Source organism: Allomesorhizobium aridi (genome assembly GCF_043769475.1).
GTDB lineage: Bacteria > Pseudomonadota > Alphaproteobacteria > Rhizobiales > Rhizobiaceae > Allomesorhizobium.
This window is the reverse complement of record NZ_CP171729.1, coordinates 5,534,982-5,550,266: the sequence shown is the minus strand read 5'-3', so window position 1 is coordinate 5,550,266 and position 15,285 is coordinate 5,534,982. Positions and strand designations below refer to the sequence as shown.

Annotated in this window: 13 protein-coding genes and 1 tRNA gene; 7 read left to right on the top strand and 7 right to left on the bottom strand. The window is 64.4% G+C overall.

The genetic code is table 11. The annotated features are described in order from the left end of the window. Positions 1-61 precede the first annotated feature (61 nt). Together ACG873_RS29485 and ACG873_RS29480 are read left to right on the top strand one after the other, a co-directional pair. On the top strand, positions 62-988 hold the full coding sequence (locus tag ACG873_RS29485; protein WP_394889376.1) for a sulfite exporter TauE/SafE family protein: 927 nt from the start codon (positions 62-64) through the stop codon (positions 986-988). Beyond that, entirely contained in the window at positions 985-1,773 is a 789-nt protein-coding gene (locus tag ACG873_RS29480; RefSeq protein ID WP_394889375.1) for a TIGR02186 family protein, read from the top strand. The genes ACG873_RS29485 and ACG873_RS29480 overlap by 4 nt, the downstream gene beginning before the upstream one ends. On the opposite strand, the gene pdeM is transcribed toward ACG873_RS29480, so the two are convergent. From pdeM to ACG873_RS29460, 4 genes are all read right to left on the bottom strand, one after another. Continuing rightward, positions 1,770-2,483, bottom strand: a complete 714-nt coding sequence (gene pdeM / locus ACG873_RS29475; RefSeq protein ID WP_394889374.1) for a ligase-associated DNA damage response endonuclease PdeM — start codon at positions 2,481-2,483, stop codon at positions 1,770-1,772. The two genes, ACG873_RS29480 and pdeM, sit on opposite strands and share 4 nt — an antisense overlap. A 1-nt stretch (position 2,484) precedes the next feature. Next, positions 2,485-4,980, bottom strand: coding sequence for a ligase-associated DNA damage response DEXH box helicase (locus tag ACG873_RS29470; protein WP_394893765.1), 2,496 nt, complete (start codon positions 4,978-4,980; stop codon positions 2,485-2,487). Between the two features lie 82 nt (positions 4,981-5,062). Beyond that, positions 5,063-5,995, bottom strand: a complete 933-nt coding sequence (locus ACG873_RS29465; protein ID WP_394889373.1) for a methyltransferase domain-containing protein — start codon at positions 5,993-5,995, stop codon at positions 5,063-5,065. 19 nt (positions 5,996-6,014) lie between these two features. After that, positions 6,015-6,569, bottom strand: a complete 555-nt coding sequence (locus tag ACG873_RS29460) for a hypothetical protein (protein ID WP_394889372.1) — start codon at positions 6,567-6,569, stop codon at positions 6,015-6,017. 114 nt (positions 6,570-6,683) lie between these two features. Here ACG873_RS29460 and ACG873_RS29455 point away from each other — a divergent pair, with 114 nt between their 5' ends. Continuing rightward, entirely contained in the window at positions 6,684-7,694 is a 1,011-nt protein-coding gene (locus ACG873_RS29455; RefSeq protein ID WP_394889370.1) for a ligase-associated DNA damage response exonuclease, read from the top strand. After that, positions 7,694-9,295, top strand: a complete 1,602-nt coding sequence (locus ACG873_RS29450; RefSeq protein ID WP_394889369.1) for a cisplatin damage response ATP-dependent DNA ligase — start codon at positions 7,694-7,696, stop codon at positions 9,293-9,295. The genes ACG873_RS29455 and ACG873_RS29450 overlap by 1 nt, the downstream gene beginning before the upstream one ends. A 353-nt stretch (positions 9,296-9,648) precedes the next feature. Here ACG873_RS29450 and ACG873_RS29445 read toward each other — a convergent pair whose 3' ends face one another. Then, complete coding sequence (locus tag ACG873_RS29445) at positions 9,649-10,890, bottom strand: hypothetical protein (protein WP_394889368.1); 1,242 nt, start codon at positions 10,888-10,890, stop codon at positions 9,649-9,651. Between the two features lie 214 nt (positions 10,891-11,104). Between ACG873_RS29445 and ACG873_RS29440 the strand changes: the two genes are divergently transcribed. The 3 genes from ACG873_RS29440 to ACG873_RS29430 all read left to right on the top strand — a co-directional run bounded on the left by ACG873_RS29440 (position 11,105) and on the right by ACG873_RS29430 (position 13,579). Next, a tRNA-Thr gene (locus ACG873_RS29440) sits at positions 11,105-11,180 on the top strand. A gap of 286 nt (positions 11,181-11,466) precedes the next feature. Then, a complete protein-coding gene (locus tag ACG873_RS29435; protein ID WP_394889367.1) occupies positions 11,467-11,751 on the top strand; it encodes a hypothetical protein in 285 nt (94 codons plus the stop codon). Between the two features lie 193 nt (positions 11,752-11,944). Further along, positions 11,945-13,579 (top strand): MFS transporter, encoded by a 1,635-nt coding sequence (locus ACG873_RS29430; RefSeq protein WP_394889366.1) that lies wholly within the window; start codon positions 11,945-11,947, stop codon positions 13,577-13,579. Positions 13,580-13,606: 27 nt separating this feature from the next. Here ACG873_RS29430 and ACG873_RS29425 read toward each other — a convergent pair whose 3' ends face one another. Beyond that, positions 13,607-14,434 (bottom strand): ABC transporter ATP-binding protein, encoded by an 828-nt coding sequence (locus tag ACG873_RS29425; RefSeq protein ID WP_394889365.1) that lies wholly within the window; start codon positions 14,432-14,434, stop codon positions 13,607-13,609. Next, complete coding sequence (locus ACG873_RS29420; RefSeq protein ID WP_394889364.1) at positions 14,431-15,282, bottom strand: ABC transporter ATP-binding protein; 852 nt, start codon at positions 15,280-15,282, stop codon at positions 14,431-14,433. Before ACG873_RS29420 ends, ACG873_RS29425 begins: the two co-directional genes overlap by 4 nt. Positions 15,283-15,285 lie beyond the last annotated feature (3 nt).

Here is a 15,285-nt window from a genome sequence, read left to right as displayed (position 1 = left end):
CCGTTTAGTCCGAAGACAAGGGACGGTCTTCGCCAACAGGCGTGCAATCGAGTTTTGACGGGTGGGCATTTATCTCCCGATCGCTGAAATGTCCGTTAATGTGCTGGTGCTGCTCGCCATGGGCGCGGCGGTGGGCTTTTTGTCGGGCATGTTCGGGGTCGGCGGCGGCTTCCTGATCACGCCGCTCCTGATCTTCTACAACATCCCTCCGGCCATCGCCGTCGCCACCGGCGCAAACCAGGTCATCGCATCGTCGTTTTCGGGTGCGCTCGCCCATTTCAAGCGCGGCACGCTGGACTTCAAGCTGGGCACGGTGCTGCTTGCCGGCGGCATAGTCGGATCGACGGTCGGCATATACGTGTTTTCGCTGCTGCGCAGCCTCGGCCAGCTCGACCTGTTCATTTCGCTGCTCTACGTGGTTTTCCTCGGCGCGGTGGGCGGGCTGATGCTTGTGGAGAGCGTCAACGCCATCAGGCGATCCAAGGGCGGCGCGGCGCCGACACTCAAGAAGCCCGGCCAGCACAACTGGGTCCACCGGCTGCCGCTGAAGATGCGGTTCCGCGCCTCGAAGCTCTTCGTCAGCGTCATCCCGGTCCTCGGGCTCGGCGCCGGCATCGGCTTCCTGTCGTCGATCATGGGCGTCGGCGGCGGCTTCATCATGGTGCCGGCGCTGATCTATCTTTTGAAGGTGCCGACGAACGTCGTGGTGGGAACCTCGCTCTTCCAGATCATCTTCGTGGCCGCCTTCAGCACGGTCGTCCATGCCACCACCAACCAGACGGTCGACATCGTTCTCGCCTTCGTGCTCATGCTGGGCGGCGTCGCGGGCGCGCAGTATGGCGCAAAGGCCGGCCAAAAACTGCGCGGCGAGCAGTTGCGGGCGCTTCTCGGGCTGCTCGTGCTGGCGGTTGCGGTTCGCCTCGCCTTCGGGCTGTTCCTGCCGCCACCCAGCCTCTATTCCCTGACCGGGCTGACGGGGGAGCTATGAGCGGGAAGCGAACGCTGCTCGCCACGATGTTGGCCGCGCTTTGCATGCCGGCCGCCGCGCTCGCCCAGACGGCTGGCCCGGAAAGCGTCCAGATCGGGCTTTCGACCGACAGGATCGAGATCACCGCCGATTTCTCGGGCGCCGACCTGACAATCTTCGGCTCGGTCGACAATGCAGACCCGCTGATAAACCGGCAGGGCCGCTACGACGTCATCGTCGTCCTGGAGGGACCGGCGCGGCCCGTCGTGGTCAGGCGCAAGGACCGCGTGCTTGGCGTCTGGGTCAACCTGCAGTCGGAAACTTTTCTCAACGTGCCTCAGTCATATTCGGTGGCGACGACCCGCCCGATGCAGGATATCACCGGCCCGACCAACTATCGGCAGTTGGCCCTCGGCGCGGATAATCTTCATATCCAGCCTGCCGATCCCGACGGAAATCCCTTGACGATCCAGCAATTCGAGGCCGCGCTGCGCGAACGCAAGAAAGCGACAGGCCTGTTCAACGAACGCGTCGGCGGCGTGCAGTTCCTGTCGGCGAACCTGTTCCGAGCCACCGTTTCGCTCGCGCCCAACATTCCCGTCGGCACGCACAAGGCGCGCGGCTTCCTGTTCCGCAACGGCGTGTTCGTCAAGGAGACCTCGGCGCAGCTCGCGATCCAGAAATCGGGCTTCGAGCAGATGCTCTTTCGCCTTTCGAGCAATCACGGCACGTTCTACGGCTTCGTCGCGGTGGGGCTGGCGATGCTGACAGGCTGGCTCGGCCGCCTCATCTTCCGCAGGGATTAACCCGGCCGCAGCATCGAACCGGCGATGGCGAATATACGGCTTGTGCCGAGCATGTAGGCAATGAAGGCTTCCCGGCGGAACAGGCCGGCGTAGGCGCGATCGAGCACGTTCAGCGATCCGGTGTAGCTGCCGAAGGCCGGCATGACCACCCTGTCGCCATCGCTGGCGAAGCAGCGGCGGCGCACCGAGCGCCCACGCTGGACGATGCGGGCGCAGGGGTGGAGATGGCCGGCGATCTCGCCCGCGACCGGAACCGCCGACGGCTCGTGACGGAACACCAGCCCGCCGATCGCGAGTTCGCGCACCGTCTCGCCCGGCAGCCCCGCCGGCGCATTCGGATCGTGGTTGCCGGCCACCCAGAACCAATCGCGGCCTGCCATCATGGCGCAAAGCCGGTCGCGGAACGGATCAGGCAGCCGTGCTGAACCTTCGCCGTCGTGAAAACTGTCGCCGAGGCTGATCACCATCCGCGGATTGTAGTCGGCAATGATCGCCTGCAGGCGCGTGAGGGTGGCGGCCGTATCGTAGGGCGGCAGCAAAACGCCGCGCCGCGCCAGCGACGAGCCTTTCTCCAGATGCAGGTCGGAGACGACGAGCAGCCCAAAGTCGGGGAAATGGAGCACGCCGCGCTGGTCGCAGACGGCTCGCTCGCCCGCGATCAGGATCGCCCCGTCTTTGCGGGCCACAAAAGGCCTTAGCGCTACGTTCATTCTAACCCATGGCCTCTTCGACCAGATCGGCGGCCTCCGAAAGCAGCGAATCCCCGGCTTCGCCATGGACCGGCATCTTGCCCACTTCGAGCATGATCGGCACGGCGAGCGGCGATATCCGCTCCAGATCCTTATGCACGATTCGGCTGCGGATGCGCGACAGCATCTCCGCTAGTCTCCTGACATCGAGGAGCCCGGTCGCCGCATCGGCCCGCGTCGCCTGCAAAAGAATGTGGTCCGGCTCGTGACTGCGCAGCACGTCGTAGATCAGGTCGGCAGACACCGTCACCTGCCGGCCGCTCTTTTCCTGGCCGGGATGGCGCTTCTCGATCAGCCCGGAAATAAGGGCGCAATTGCGGAAAGTGCGCTTCAGGAGCCAGCTGTCGGCTAGCCAAGCCTCCAGATCGTCGCCCAGCATGTCCTCATCGAAGAGCTGGCCAATGCTCGGTATGCCGCGTTTGAACATGTGCCCCATGTCGCCGAGCGACCAGACGGCAAGCGCATAGTCGGTCGCCACGAAGCCTAGCGGACGCGCGCCGGCTCGCTCCAGCCGGCGTGTCAGCAGCATGCCCAACGTCTGGTGCGCCAGCCGGCCCTCGAATGGATAGGCGACCATGTAATGGCGCTCGCCGCGCGGGAAGGTCTCGATCAGCAGGTCCTGACGGCGCGGCAGGACGGATTTTTCGGCCTGGATGCGCAGCCAGTCCGCCACCTGGTTCGGCAGGTTCTTCCAGCGGGAAGGATCGGCCAGCATGGCGCGCACCTGCTCCGCGAGATAGGTCGAGAGCGGGAACTTGCCGCCGCCGTAATAGGGCACCTTGGCGTCGGCGCCCGCTGCGTTGGAGACGAAGCATTCGTTTTCGCGAATGCCCTCGAAGCGCAGCACCTTGCCGGCGAACATGAAGGTGTCGCCATGCGTCAGCGTCTCCAGGAATGCCTCCTCGATCTTGCCGAGCACCGGCCCGCCGCGCGAGACCGAACCTTTGCTTCCAGCCTTGACGTAGCGCACGTTCAGCGCCGGAACCTCGATGATGGTGCCGACATTCAGCCGGTATTGCTGGGCGACGCGCGGATTGGAGACGCGCCACGCGCCATCCTTGGTGCGCCTGATGCGGGCGTAGCGCTCGTAGCTTTTCAGCGAATAGCCGCCGGTGGCGACGAATTCGACGACGCGGTCGAAGGTGGCGCGGTCGAGATCGGCATAGGGCGCAGCACTCCTCACCTCCTCGAACAGGTCGTCCGAATAGAACGGCGCGCCGCAGGCGCAGCCCAGCACGTGCTGCGACAGAACGTCGAACCCGCCGTCGACCAGCGGCGGCGTGTCCTGCGCGCCGAGGTAATTCGCATCGAGCGCGGCGCGGCATTCCAGCACCTCGAAGCGGTTGGCGGGAATGAGGATCGCCCGGCTCGGCTCGTCCATGCGGTGGTTGGAGCGGCCAATACGCTGCGCCAGCCGGCTCGCCCCCTTGGGCGCGCCGACATGGACGACGAGGTCGACATCGCCCCAGTCAATGCCGAGGTCGAGCGTCGAAGTGGCGACGATGGCGCGCAGGCTGTTGGTCTCCATCGCCTTTTCCACGCGGCGACGCTGGGCGACATCCAGCGAGCCGTGATGCAGCGCGATCGGCAGATTGTCGTCGTTGACGCGCCAGAGTTCCTGGAACAGCAGCTCGGCCTGGCTGCGGGTGTTGACGAAGAGGAGAGTGGTCTTGTGCCGTTTCACCGCGTCGTAGATTTCGGGCGTAGCGTAGCGCGCCGAATGGCCCGACCAGGGAACGTGCTCCTCGGAATCGAGGATGGTGATCTCGGGTTTCGCGCCGCCGGCGACGGTGATCAGGTCGGCCATCTCGCCGGGCGGGTTCTGGCCTACCAGCCAGCGGCACAACTCGTCCGGTTCGGCGACGGTTGCCGACAGGCCGATCGCCTGCAGCGACGGCACGTAACGGCGCAGCCGCGCCAGCCCCAGCGACAGCAGGTGACCGCGCTTCGACGTCACCAGCGAATGCAGTTCGTCGAGCACGACATAGCGCAGATCCTCGAAAAAGCGCTGCGCGTCCGAGGCAGCGATCAGCAAGGCCAGTTGCTCCGGCGTGGTCATGAGAATGTCGGGCGGAACCAGTTTTTGCCGCTGGCGCTTGTGGCCGGGCGTGTCGCCGGTGCGCGTCTCCATCGTGACCGGCAGGCCGATCTCGCTGACCGGCTTGGTCAGGTTGCGCTCGATGTCGACCGCGAGCGCCTTGAGCGGCGAGATGTAAAGCGTGTGGATGCCGCGGCGCGCCTCGCCGGGCCTGCGCCTCGGCCGGTTCTCCAGGTCGGTCAGCGTCGGAAGGAAGCCGGCCAGCGTCTTGCCGGCGCCGGTCGGCGCGATCAGCAGCACCGACGATCCGGCCTGGGCTCGGGAAAGCAGTTCGAGCTGATGCGGACGGGGCGCCCAGCCGCGCTCGTAAAACCATTTTACGAACCGCTCCGGCAGCAGGGCGGCCGCTTCATGCTGCATCTGGGAGCGGGTCAGCGTGTTCACGCGCCAGAATTAGCGCGGACGGCTCACGCCGCCAAGCGAATTTGTGAACAAACCGTGATCACGTTCCATCAATGGCTAGCGGGCATTCCGCCACCACGATCAAGCCTTCCACCGGCTCGCGCCGATCCTGTCGGATAATGTGCATCTCCAAAGACAGGGCCGACATTCCATATCGCGCCAGAACCTCCCGCACATAAGTCTCGGAATGCGCGTAGCGGCGAGAGGGGAGCAGGACGAAATCTTCCGGGCCGGCATGGCGCTCGACGGAGAAGGCGAACAATCCGCCGCGACGCAGGGCCGATGCGACCTTGGCGACAATGCCATCAAGCGCGCCAATATACATGAAGACGTCGGCCGCCGTGACCAGATCGGCGCCGGTCGGCGCAAGCTGGATCGTCTGCAGGTCCGACTTCACCAGCCTATCGTAGACGCCCTTGCCGCGCGCCTTCTTCAGCATCTCGGCGGAAATGTCATGGCCCTCCAGAATCTCGGCGACCGGCCGCAGCCGCTCACCCATCAGGCCGGTGCCGCATCCAAGGTCGATCGCCAGCCCGAAACGTTCGCGGCCGTAACTGCGGATCGCCTCGGCGAGAAGGTCCGGCACGCGGTATTCGAGCGCGCGCACCAGCGCATCGTCGAATTTCTCCGCATACTGATCGAACAGGGCCTCGACAAAGGCGCTCGGCGGCGCATCCGCAGCCGGCGCCGCGCCGATCAGCGCGAGCTTCAGCGCCGCGCCCGGCCGGTCCGCCGGCTCCAGTTTCAGCGCCATGCGCCAGGCCTCCGCCGCCTGGTCGAGCGCACCCGCCGCCTCGTGAAACTCGCCGAGGCGGAACCAGCCCATCGCCCAGCCGGGCGCGAGTTCGAGCGCGCCGAGCATCAATTCGGCCGCGGCGGCATGATCGCCCGAACCGAACAGCATCTCGGCATAGTCGGCGCGGCGGTCGGCCAGAAGGTCGCCGGAAGAGGTCTGGAAAGGCTTTTCTGTCATTGGCTGCGCTTATCGCGCATCAGCCGGATGGGCAACGCCCCCACAGAGTTGGCGTGCCGTAGTCAAAATCAATTTCGAGCATCGTGTTGGGGCCTAGCGCAATTAATGCACTTACCGAATTTGCGTTTCGGAGAACTTTTGGACCTTGGGTTTTTCCAAATACTTTGAACTGCTGCTCAATATCGTTCCTGATATTGTACAAAAATCCATCCTTAAAAATGTATTCTGAATGTATTTCATCCTTTCGGAATGGAGGTTTCGCCGGTAGAAACATTTCGAAGGAATAATCATTCAATTTGTGAAATGTGAAACCCAAATCTCGGCATGTTTGATGGAATACGCTTTCGGTCGAGAGGTCGATTTCATTCGCACTGATCCAAATGCCCTCAATCTGAGACATGAATTTCTCATGATTTTGTTGCCTCCAAACCTGTTGGCCAGGCACCAGCTTTGAGGTTCCAATGATCTTGGCCCGCGCTTGTACGAGTTCGTCGTATGGCTCGGAAGCAGGCGTCGGCGTCGACCAAATCATCGATCCCATGAGGATGGGCACCAAATGTATGATCTTCGTCATCAATTACGTCCCTAAATCCTCATACAGGCTTTACGGGGCCTAACACACAGGTGACCCATCCGCCACTGACGTGAACAGGCTTCCCACGCCCACGCAAATGCCTATGTTTGCAGCATGCGCGCCCGCGACCTGCTTTGCCCGAAACCCGGAGGGCTCTATTGCGCCCCCGGCGATTTCTTCATCGATCCGGTCCGCCAGGTCAAGCGCGCGCTGATCACGCACGGCCATTCCGACCATGCCCGCCCCGGCCACGGCTCGGTGCTGGCGACGCGCGAAACGCTGGACATCATGGCGATCCGCTGCGGTGAGGATTTTGCGGGGTCCACGCAAGCCGCGAGGTTCGGCGAAACACTGACCGTCAACGGCGTTTCGGTGACCTTCCACCCGGCCGGCCATGTGCTCGGCTCGGCGCAGATCGCGGTCGAATGTGGCGGCATCCGCATCGTCGCCTCGGGCGATTACAAACGCCAGCCGGACGCTACTTGCGCGGCCTTCGTTCCTATCCCCTGCGACGTATTCATCACCGAGGCGACGTTCGGCCTGCCTGTGTTCAGGCATCCGCCCGATACCGAGGAGATCTCCCGCATCCTCACCTCGGCCAGGCAGTTTCCGGAGCGTTCGCATCTGATCGGCGCCTACGCGCTCGGCAAGGCGCAGCGCGTCATCCGGCTTTTGCGCGACGCCGGCTATCACGAGACCATCTACATCCACGGCGCACTGGCGAAACTCTGCGAGTATTATGAGAGCCGGGGCGTCGCGCTTGGCGACCTGCAGCCGGCGACAGTCGAGACCGGCTCGAAGGCCGACTTCTCCGGCGCGATCGTGGTCGGCACGCCGTCGGCTTTCGTCGACCGCTGGGCGCGTCGCTTCCCCGATCCGATCGCCTGCTACGCGTCTGGCTGGATGCGGATCCGCCAGCGCGCCAAGCAGCTCGGCGTCGAGCTGCCGCTGATCATCTCCGACCACGCCGACTGGGACGAACTCACCGAGACGATCACCGAGACCGGCGCCGGCGAGGTCTGGGTGACGCATGGCCGCGAGGAGGCTCTGGTGCGCTGGTGCGAGCTTTCCGGCATTTCCGCGCGCCCGCTGCATCTGGTGGGCTATGAGGACGAAGGCGACTGATGAACCGCTTCGCCGAGCTGCTCGACCGCCTCGTCATGACGCCGTCGCGCAACGGCAAGCTGACGCTGTTGACCGATTATTTCCGCAATGTCGAGGACCCCGACCGCGGGCTGGCGCTCGCCGCCATCACCGGCGACCTGAACATCGCCGCGGTCAAGCCGGCCATGCTGCGCACGCTGGTGATGGAGCGAATGGACCCGGTGCTGTTCGGCTATTCCTACGACTATGTCGGAGACCTCGCCGAGACGGTGTCGCTGGTCTGGCCCGACGCTCCCGCGCATCTGAAGCCCAACCGTCACCTCACGCTCGGCGAAACGGTGGCGGCGCTGCAGGCGGCCAGCCGCTCCGACGGGCCGCAGGTGCTGGCGCGGCTTCTCGACAATGCCGGCATTTCGGCGCGCTACGCCATCATCAAGCTGGTCACCGGCGGGTTGCGCATCGGCGTCTCGGCGCGGCTCGCCAAGCAGGCGCTCGCCGATTTCGGCAAGGTCGACGTCAGTGAAATCGAGGAACTGTGGCATGGGCATTCGCCGCCCTATACCGAGCTGTTCGCCTGGCTGGAGGGCAAGGCCGACAAGCCGGTAAAGTCGGCCAAGGCGCTGTTTCGCCCGGTCATGCTGTCCAATCCCGTCGGCGACGGCGACCTCGAAAAGCTTGACCCGGCCGACTACGCCGCCGAGTGGAAGTGGGACGGCATCCGCGTGCAGGCGGTGTCGGAGGGCGGCGTCCGGCGGCTCTATTCGCGCACCGGCGACGACGTTTCCGGCGCCTTCCCCGATCTGGTCGACGCCATGAATTTCGACGGCGCGCTCGACGGCGAATTGCTGGTCGGCGACCCGCTGAAGGCGACCGGCACCTTCTCCGAGCTGCAGCAGCGGCTTAACCGCAAGGCGGTTTCGGCCAAGATCCGCGAGCAGTATCCGGTGTTCGTGCGCTGCTACGACATCCTGCAGGAAGGCGCGGAGGACCGGCGCGCCCTGCCCTTCATCGAGCGCCGCGGCCACCTGGAAAATTTCGTCGCCCGGCTCGACCCGTCGCGCTTCGACCTGTCGCCGCTGGCGCCTTTCGCCAATTGGGCCGCACTTGAGGAGATGCGCCGGCATCCGCCGCATCCGGTGATCGAGGGGGTGATGCTGAAGCGCCGGGATTCGCCCTACCTAGCCGGTCGGCCAAAGGGACCATGGTTCAAGTGGAAGCGCGACCCGCACACGGTCGACGCGGTGCTGATGTATGCACAGCGCGGCCACGGCAAGCGCTCGAGCTTCTATTCCGACTACACGTTCGGCGTCTGGTCCGGCCCGGAAGGCGCGGAGGAACTGGTGCCGGTCGGCAAGGCCTATTTCGGCTTCACCGACGAGGAGTTGCGCCAGATCGACAAGTTCGTGCGCGACAACACGATCGAGCGCTTCGGCCCGGTGCGCTCGGTGCGCGCCGACCGCAGCCACGGCCTGGTGCTCGAAATCGCCTTCGAGGGGCTGAACCGCTCGACGCGGCACAAATCCGGCGTGGCGATGCGTTTCCCGCGCATTTCGCGGCTGCGCTGGGACAAGCCGACGCATGAGGCCGACCGGATCGAGACCTTGCAGGCGCTGCTGGACTGAGCGCTGCTGTTATCTGGTGCGTCCTTCGACAGGCTCAGGATGAGGACGATGGGTGCTGATTTCAGCCAGTAAAGTTGGCGCTACCCTCTGGGTATTGCGGCCGCACAAGCGGTCCTCATCCTGAGCCTGTCGAAGGACGCACGCCCCTACTCCTTACTATTGACGGGCGGCGGCAAGCCACGGACAGCGCCAACCGGCTGATGTCATCACCCACGGTCCTCATCCTGAGCCTGTCGAAGGACGCACACCTACTCCGCCACCATTGTGGGCAGCAAAGCTAAGAATAGCGCCAATTTAACTGGCTGAGATCAGCACCCACGGTCCTCATCCTGAGCCTGTCGAAGGACGCACACCTACTCCGCCACCGACACCCTGATCTCATAAATGTCGACGGCCTTGCCCTGGTTCGAAAAGTCGGAGTTGATGGCGATGGTGCCGCCAGAGCCCGGATTGGCGTTCGGGAAATCGAGCTCGAACAGATAGTCGCCGCGCTGGTAGCCGACCGCGTAGCGTTTGCGGCCGCAATCGCCCAGCTCGCCGAAATTGCAGTCGACCGACATTTCGGTTTCCTGGCCCTCTTCGGCGCGGGCGACGATGTCGAAGGTCGCCTTCTTCCCGGCGATCTGTTCCAGGACGCCCTGGCCGATATCGAAGACGATCGCCGAACCCGAGGTGCCGGAGCGGATGCGCAGGAAGCTGCCGGTATCGTCTTCCATCACTTCGGCGCTGGTGTCGGCAGGGGCGGCGACCTGCGCGGCGTTGTCCGGCGAGAACACGGTGATCCAGCTGCGCTCCGCGTCGGCCTGGCCGGGCAGCAACGTCGGCGCTTCCGCCTCGGGAATGAAATCCTCGCTCTCGACCGTCGCCGGCGGGTTGGGCACGGTCGTGTCGCGTTCGGCCGGCGTTTTCAGAAGGCCGGTCTGGAACGCCCACCAGCCGCCTATGCCGATGGCGGCGAGCACGGTGGCGGCGAGGAACATCTGCGCGAATGGCAGACGGCGGCGGGCGCGGCGCTCGTCGCGGTCGGGCGCGACCTCGCCGGCCGCATCGCCGGCGAGCGTCGGAGTGCGCGCGCCGCTGATGTCGGGTGTCGGCGGGGCATCGTGCGGCTCCACGCGCCAATCGAGCGACACTTCGGGCGCTCTTGCCGAGGGCTCAGCCCCCTCTTGACGCTCCGGCTCGACGCTGACGTCAAAGGTCGGCTCGCTGCCGGTCCCAGCGGCAACCGTCGGTTCCGGCGCGGCGCTCGCCGCAGGCTCCCGAGCGCTGTCGACCCTGGGCTCCGGCGCGACATCGCCAGCCGCCGCGCGTTCCGCAGCAGGGCCGGCGACGGGCTCGGGCGCGACTGTCGCCACAGGCTCAGGCGCAGCACTTGCCGCGGGCGCCGCCGGCTGGAATTCGGATTCGATTTCGGTAATCTTGGCCTGCAGCGACTTGCGGCGGTTGATCGCCACCTCCACCGTCAGGCTGGGATTTGCCTGCAGGGCGCGATCGAGCGCGGCAAAGGCCGAACGATAGACCTTTTCGCGGAACGCCCGGTCGTCGGCATTTCCCTTCTCGAAGGCGTTACGGATCGCCTTTTCAATCGCGTCCAATCCGTTATCCCCACGATGCGGCCGGCTCTCCATGATCGTTAGCCGCAGCGGCGCAATCAATCAACCTAAAGCATCCGACATTCGGCGCGCCAGCATTGCGCGTCCGCCACTTCCGGACCATGCCTGCGATTTGCGTGCGACGCCGCTTGAATTCGCCGCGCAATGAAGCTATCAGGCGCACATCCGGCCGCGCCGCCACGTCGCGACCACGGCTGCCGCTTTAGCTCAGTTGGTAGAGCACATCATTCGTAATGATGGGGTCAGGTGTTCGAGTCACCTAAGCGGCACCAAGAATCTAAGCAAAAACAACTCGTTACCTCTGGCGAAGATGGTCGCAATAGACGCGTCGGCAGTTCGTGGTACCAATATGGTACCGAGGTGGCGCAATCGAACGCAAAGCCGATTTTGTGCCGCCTCCGGATGGAAGTGGGCGTAAGCTTTTCGTAAATCTGTTGCTATTTCGCCCCTCTGAACCGAAGGTTGTAGTGCAACCGCCGCGACACTTTGCAAGGAGGACGGTAATGAGCATCGTCACGCTTCCCTGTAAAACCGGACAGCATCGAGCTGTTTCCTTCGATGTCATTGGAGTTTACCAGCACCGCGTTTTCCTCGTCGATTTGTGTGCCGATTGGAACGGATACGCCGGTGATCGATGCCGCTCACGAGGTTTTTCAGCACTGCAGCACCATGTATGGAACAAAGCGCGTCATCTGCGAGGATGCGCGTGAGGGTTGGCAAGAAATAATTCCCAAGAACGGCGCATTCGAGATCTCGCCTTACCAAGACACCGTTCCATTCAAGGTGGAGGTCAATGCATTTGTGGCGGGCGGGCGCAGGTTCCTGCCCTCCGGAGGCGTATAATTCCTACATCGAGGCCGATGAAAGTCAGGCAAACCGCCTGCCCGCTTCGCCTGTACACCTCACCTTCGATGTGCCATCCCTTGATGTCAATCAGGTCGTCATCGTGGCTGCCATCTCCGCACAGGTAGAGGCGATGGTGCCGCCGAGGCAACCGGACACGCAGGCTCGTTCAAGTCGATGAAAGTCTGGTCCCGTGACTGAACGCATCTCGCCATTGGCCCCGTTCCGGCACGACATCTTCCGCTACGTGTGGGTCGCGAGCCTGGCGTCGAATTTCGGATCATTGATCCAGGGCGTTGGTGCCGCCTGGATGATGACCGCCATCTCGGACTCGGCCAACATGGTGGCGCTGGTGCAGGCGTCGACGGCGCTGCCCATCATGCTTCTGTCCCTGCCGTCGGGCGCGATCGCCGACAATTTCGACCGGCGAAGGGTGATGCTGGTGGCGCAGAGCTTTATGCTCGTCATATCAATCGCCCTTACCGTCGCCGCCTATCTCGGGCTGCTCACGCCTTGGGTGCTGCTCACCTTCACGTTTCTCATCGGCTGTGGAACGGCGCTCAACAATCCGTCGTGGCAGGCCTCGGTGGGCGACATGGTGCCGCGCACCGACCTGCCCTCGGCCGTCGCCTTGAACAGCATGGGCTTCAACCTGACGCGCAGCGTCGGCCCGGCGATCGGCGGCGCAATCGTGGCTGCGGCCGGCGCGGCCGCGGCATTCGCGGTCAATGCGTTCAGCTATCTGGCGCTGCTGTTCGTTCTTGGCCGCTGGAAGGCGGCGATCCCGCCGAATGCGCTGCCGCGCGAGACGATAGGGCCGGCAATGGCGGCGGGCCTGCGCTACGTCGCGATGTCGCCCAATATCGAAAAAGTGCTGCTGCGCGGCTTCGTCTTCGGCTTCACGGCGATCTCGGTTCTGGCGCTGCTGCCGCTCGTCGCGCGCGATCTGATCGATGGCGGCCCCCTGCTCTACGGCATTCTGCTCGGGGCATTCGGCGCCGGAGCTGTCGGCGGCGCGCTGGTCAGTGCGCGGCTGAGGCAGGTGCTTTCGACGGAATGGTGCGTCCGCGTCGCATTCATCGGCTTTGCCGTCTGCGCCGCAACCGCGGGCCTCAGCACCTATCCGTGGCTTACTTCGGCCGCGCTGGCGATCGGCGGGGCAAACTGGGTGATCGCGCTGTCGCTCTTCAATGTCACGGTGCAATTGTCGACGCCGCGCTGGGTGGTTGGGCGCGCGCTGTCGCTCTACCAGACGGCCACCTTCGGCGGCATGGCGCTGGGCAGCTGGATCTGGGGCGTGGCGGCGGACGAGTACGGCCCCGGCAATGCGCTGCTCGCGTCAGCCGTTCTGATGGTCGCAGGCGCGGCGCTCGGGCTCTGGCGGTTCACCTTGCCCGACCAGACGTCACTCAACCTCGACCCGCTCAACCGCTTCAAGGAGCCACCTCTTGCTCTCGACGTGCAGCCACGCAGCGGCCCGATCGTGGTTATGATTGAATACATCATTAAGGACGAGGACACGGCCGAATTCCTCGAAGTGATGACGGAACGCAGGCGCATTCGCCGCCGCGACGGCGCGCGGCAATGGACGCTGGCGCGCGATCTGGAGAACCCGGAAAGCTGGATGGAGACCTACCACACGCCGACCTGGCTCGAATATGTGCGCCACAACCGCCGGATGACCCATGCCGATGCCATTGTCACCGACCGTATCAGGCGGCTGCACAGCGGGGCCGAGCCGCCTCGGGTGCACCGGATGATCGAGCGCCCGACAATTCGGTCAGCGGTCCTGCCGGAACCGAAGCACATGATCGATCTGCACCATTAGCAACGGCTGGCATCACTTTGGCGTGGCTCAGGCCGCCTTCTTCGCCAGCCTTGCCTTGATGCTTGCCACGTCGGCGCGCGGCGTCGCGGCGAACAGCGTCTTGGTGTAGTCGTGCTGCGGGTTCGAAAACACCGCGTCGCGGCTGCCATATTCGACCGCTTCGCCGTAATACATCACCATCACGTCGTCGGCGATGTACTTCACCACCGAGAGGTCGTGGCTGATGAACACGTAGGTCAGTTGGAACTCGTCCTGCAGGTCGGCTAGCAGGTTCAGCACCTGCGCCTGCACCGAAAGGTCGAGCGCCGAGACCGGCTCGTCCAGCACAAGCAGGCTCGGATTGAGCATCAGCGCGCGGGCGATGGCGATGCGCTGGCGCTGGCCACCGGAAAACATATGGGGGTAGCGGTTGAAGTGCTTTGCCTCCAGCCCGACCTTCAACAGCATGTTCATGGCGAGGTCGCGCCGTTCGGCGGCGGATTTGCTGGTGTTGATCAGCAGCGGCTCACCGAGGACGTCGCCGATCTTCTGGCGCGGGTTGAGCGAGCCGTAGGGGTTCTGGAAGATGATCTGCACCTTCCTGCGCATTTCAGGCGTGAGGCCATGCCTGGCGATATCGACCTTCTTGCCCTCGATGAAGAGTTCGCCCTCGGTCGGCGCGTCGATCAGCGTGATGATGCGGGCCAGCGTGGACTTGCCGCAGCCGCTCTCGCCGACGATCGCCAGCGTCTTGCCCTTCTCCACCGAGAAGCTGACGCCCTTGACCGCGCGAAGGGTGCGCGACTTGCCGAAAATACCGCCGCCGACATGGTAGTCGCGGACTATGTTTCGGGCTTCCAAAACTTTCTCGGTCATTGGATAGCTCCCGCGGGGGCTTCTTCGGCGACATAGTCGGCGATGGTCGGCAGCCGGTCGCCGGTGGCGTTTTCCGGCAGCGCCGAAAGCAGCGCCTTGGTGTAGTTGCTCTTCGGCCTCTCGAACAGCGACAGCACGTCCGCCTCCTCCATCTTCCTGCCCTTGTACTGGACGATGACGCGGTCTGCGGTCTCGGCCACGACGCCCATATTGTGGGTGATCATGATCAGGCCCATGCCGTGCTCGGCCTGCAGCCGCATCAGGAGGTCGAGGATCTGCTTCTGGATGGTCACGTCGAGGGCCGTGGTCGGCTCATCGGCGATCAGGAGCTTCGGGTTGCAGGCAATCGCGATCGCGATCATGACGCGCTGGCACTGGCCGCCCGACATCTGGTGAGGAAAATGGCCGAGCCGGTCCTCGGGGTCGGGAATGCCGACCTGCTTGAGCAGTTCGATGGCGCGGGCGCGGCGCCGGGCGCGGTCCATGCCCATATGGACGCGCAGCACCTCCTCGATCTGGAAGCCCACGGTGAAGCAGGGATTCAGGCTCGCCATCGGCTCCTGGAAAATCATCGCCATGTCCTTGCCGACCATCTTGCGGCGCTCGGCGTCGCTGAGCTTCAGCAGATCGGTGCCGGCGAAGATCATGCGGTCGGCCGTCACCTTGGCCGTCCACGGCAGCAGGCCCATGACGGCGAGCATGGAGACGGATTTGCCGGAACCGCTCTCGCCCACGATCGCCAGCACCTCGCGCTGCTCCACCGACAGCGACACGCCGTCGACGGCCCGGAACGGCCCGCTGGCCGTGGCGAATTCGACGACGAGGTTTTCTATTTCAAGCAAAGCCATCGC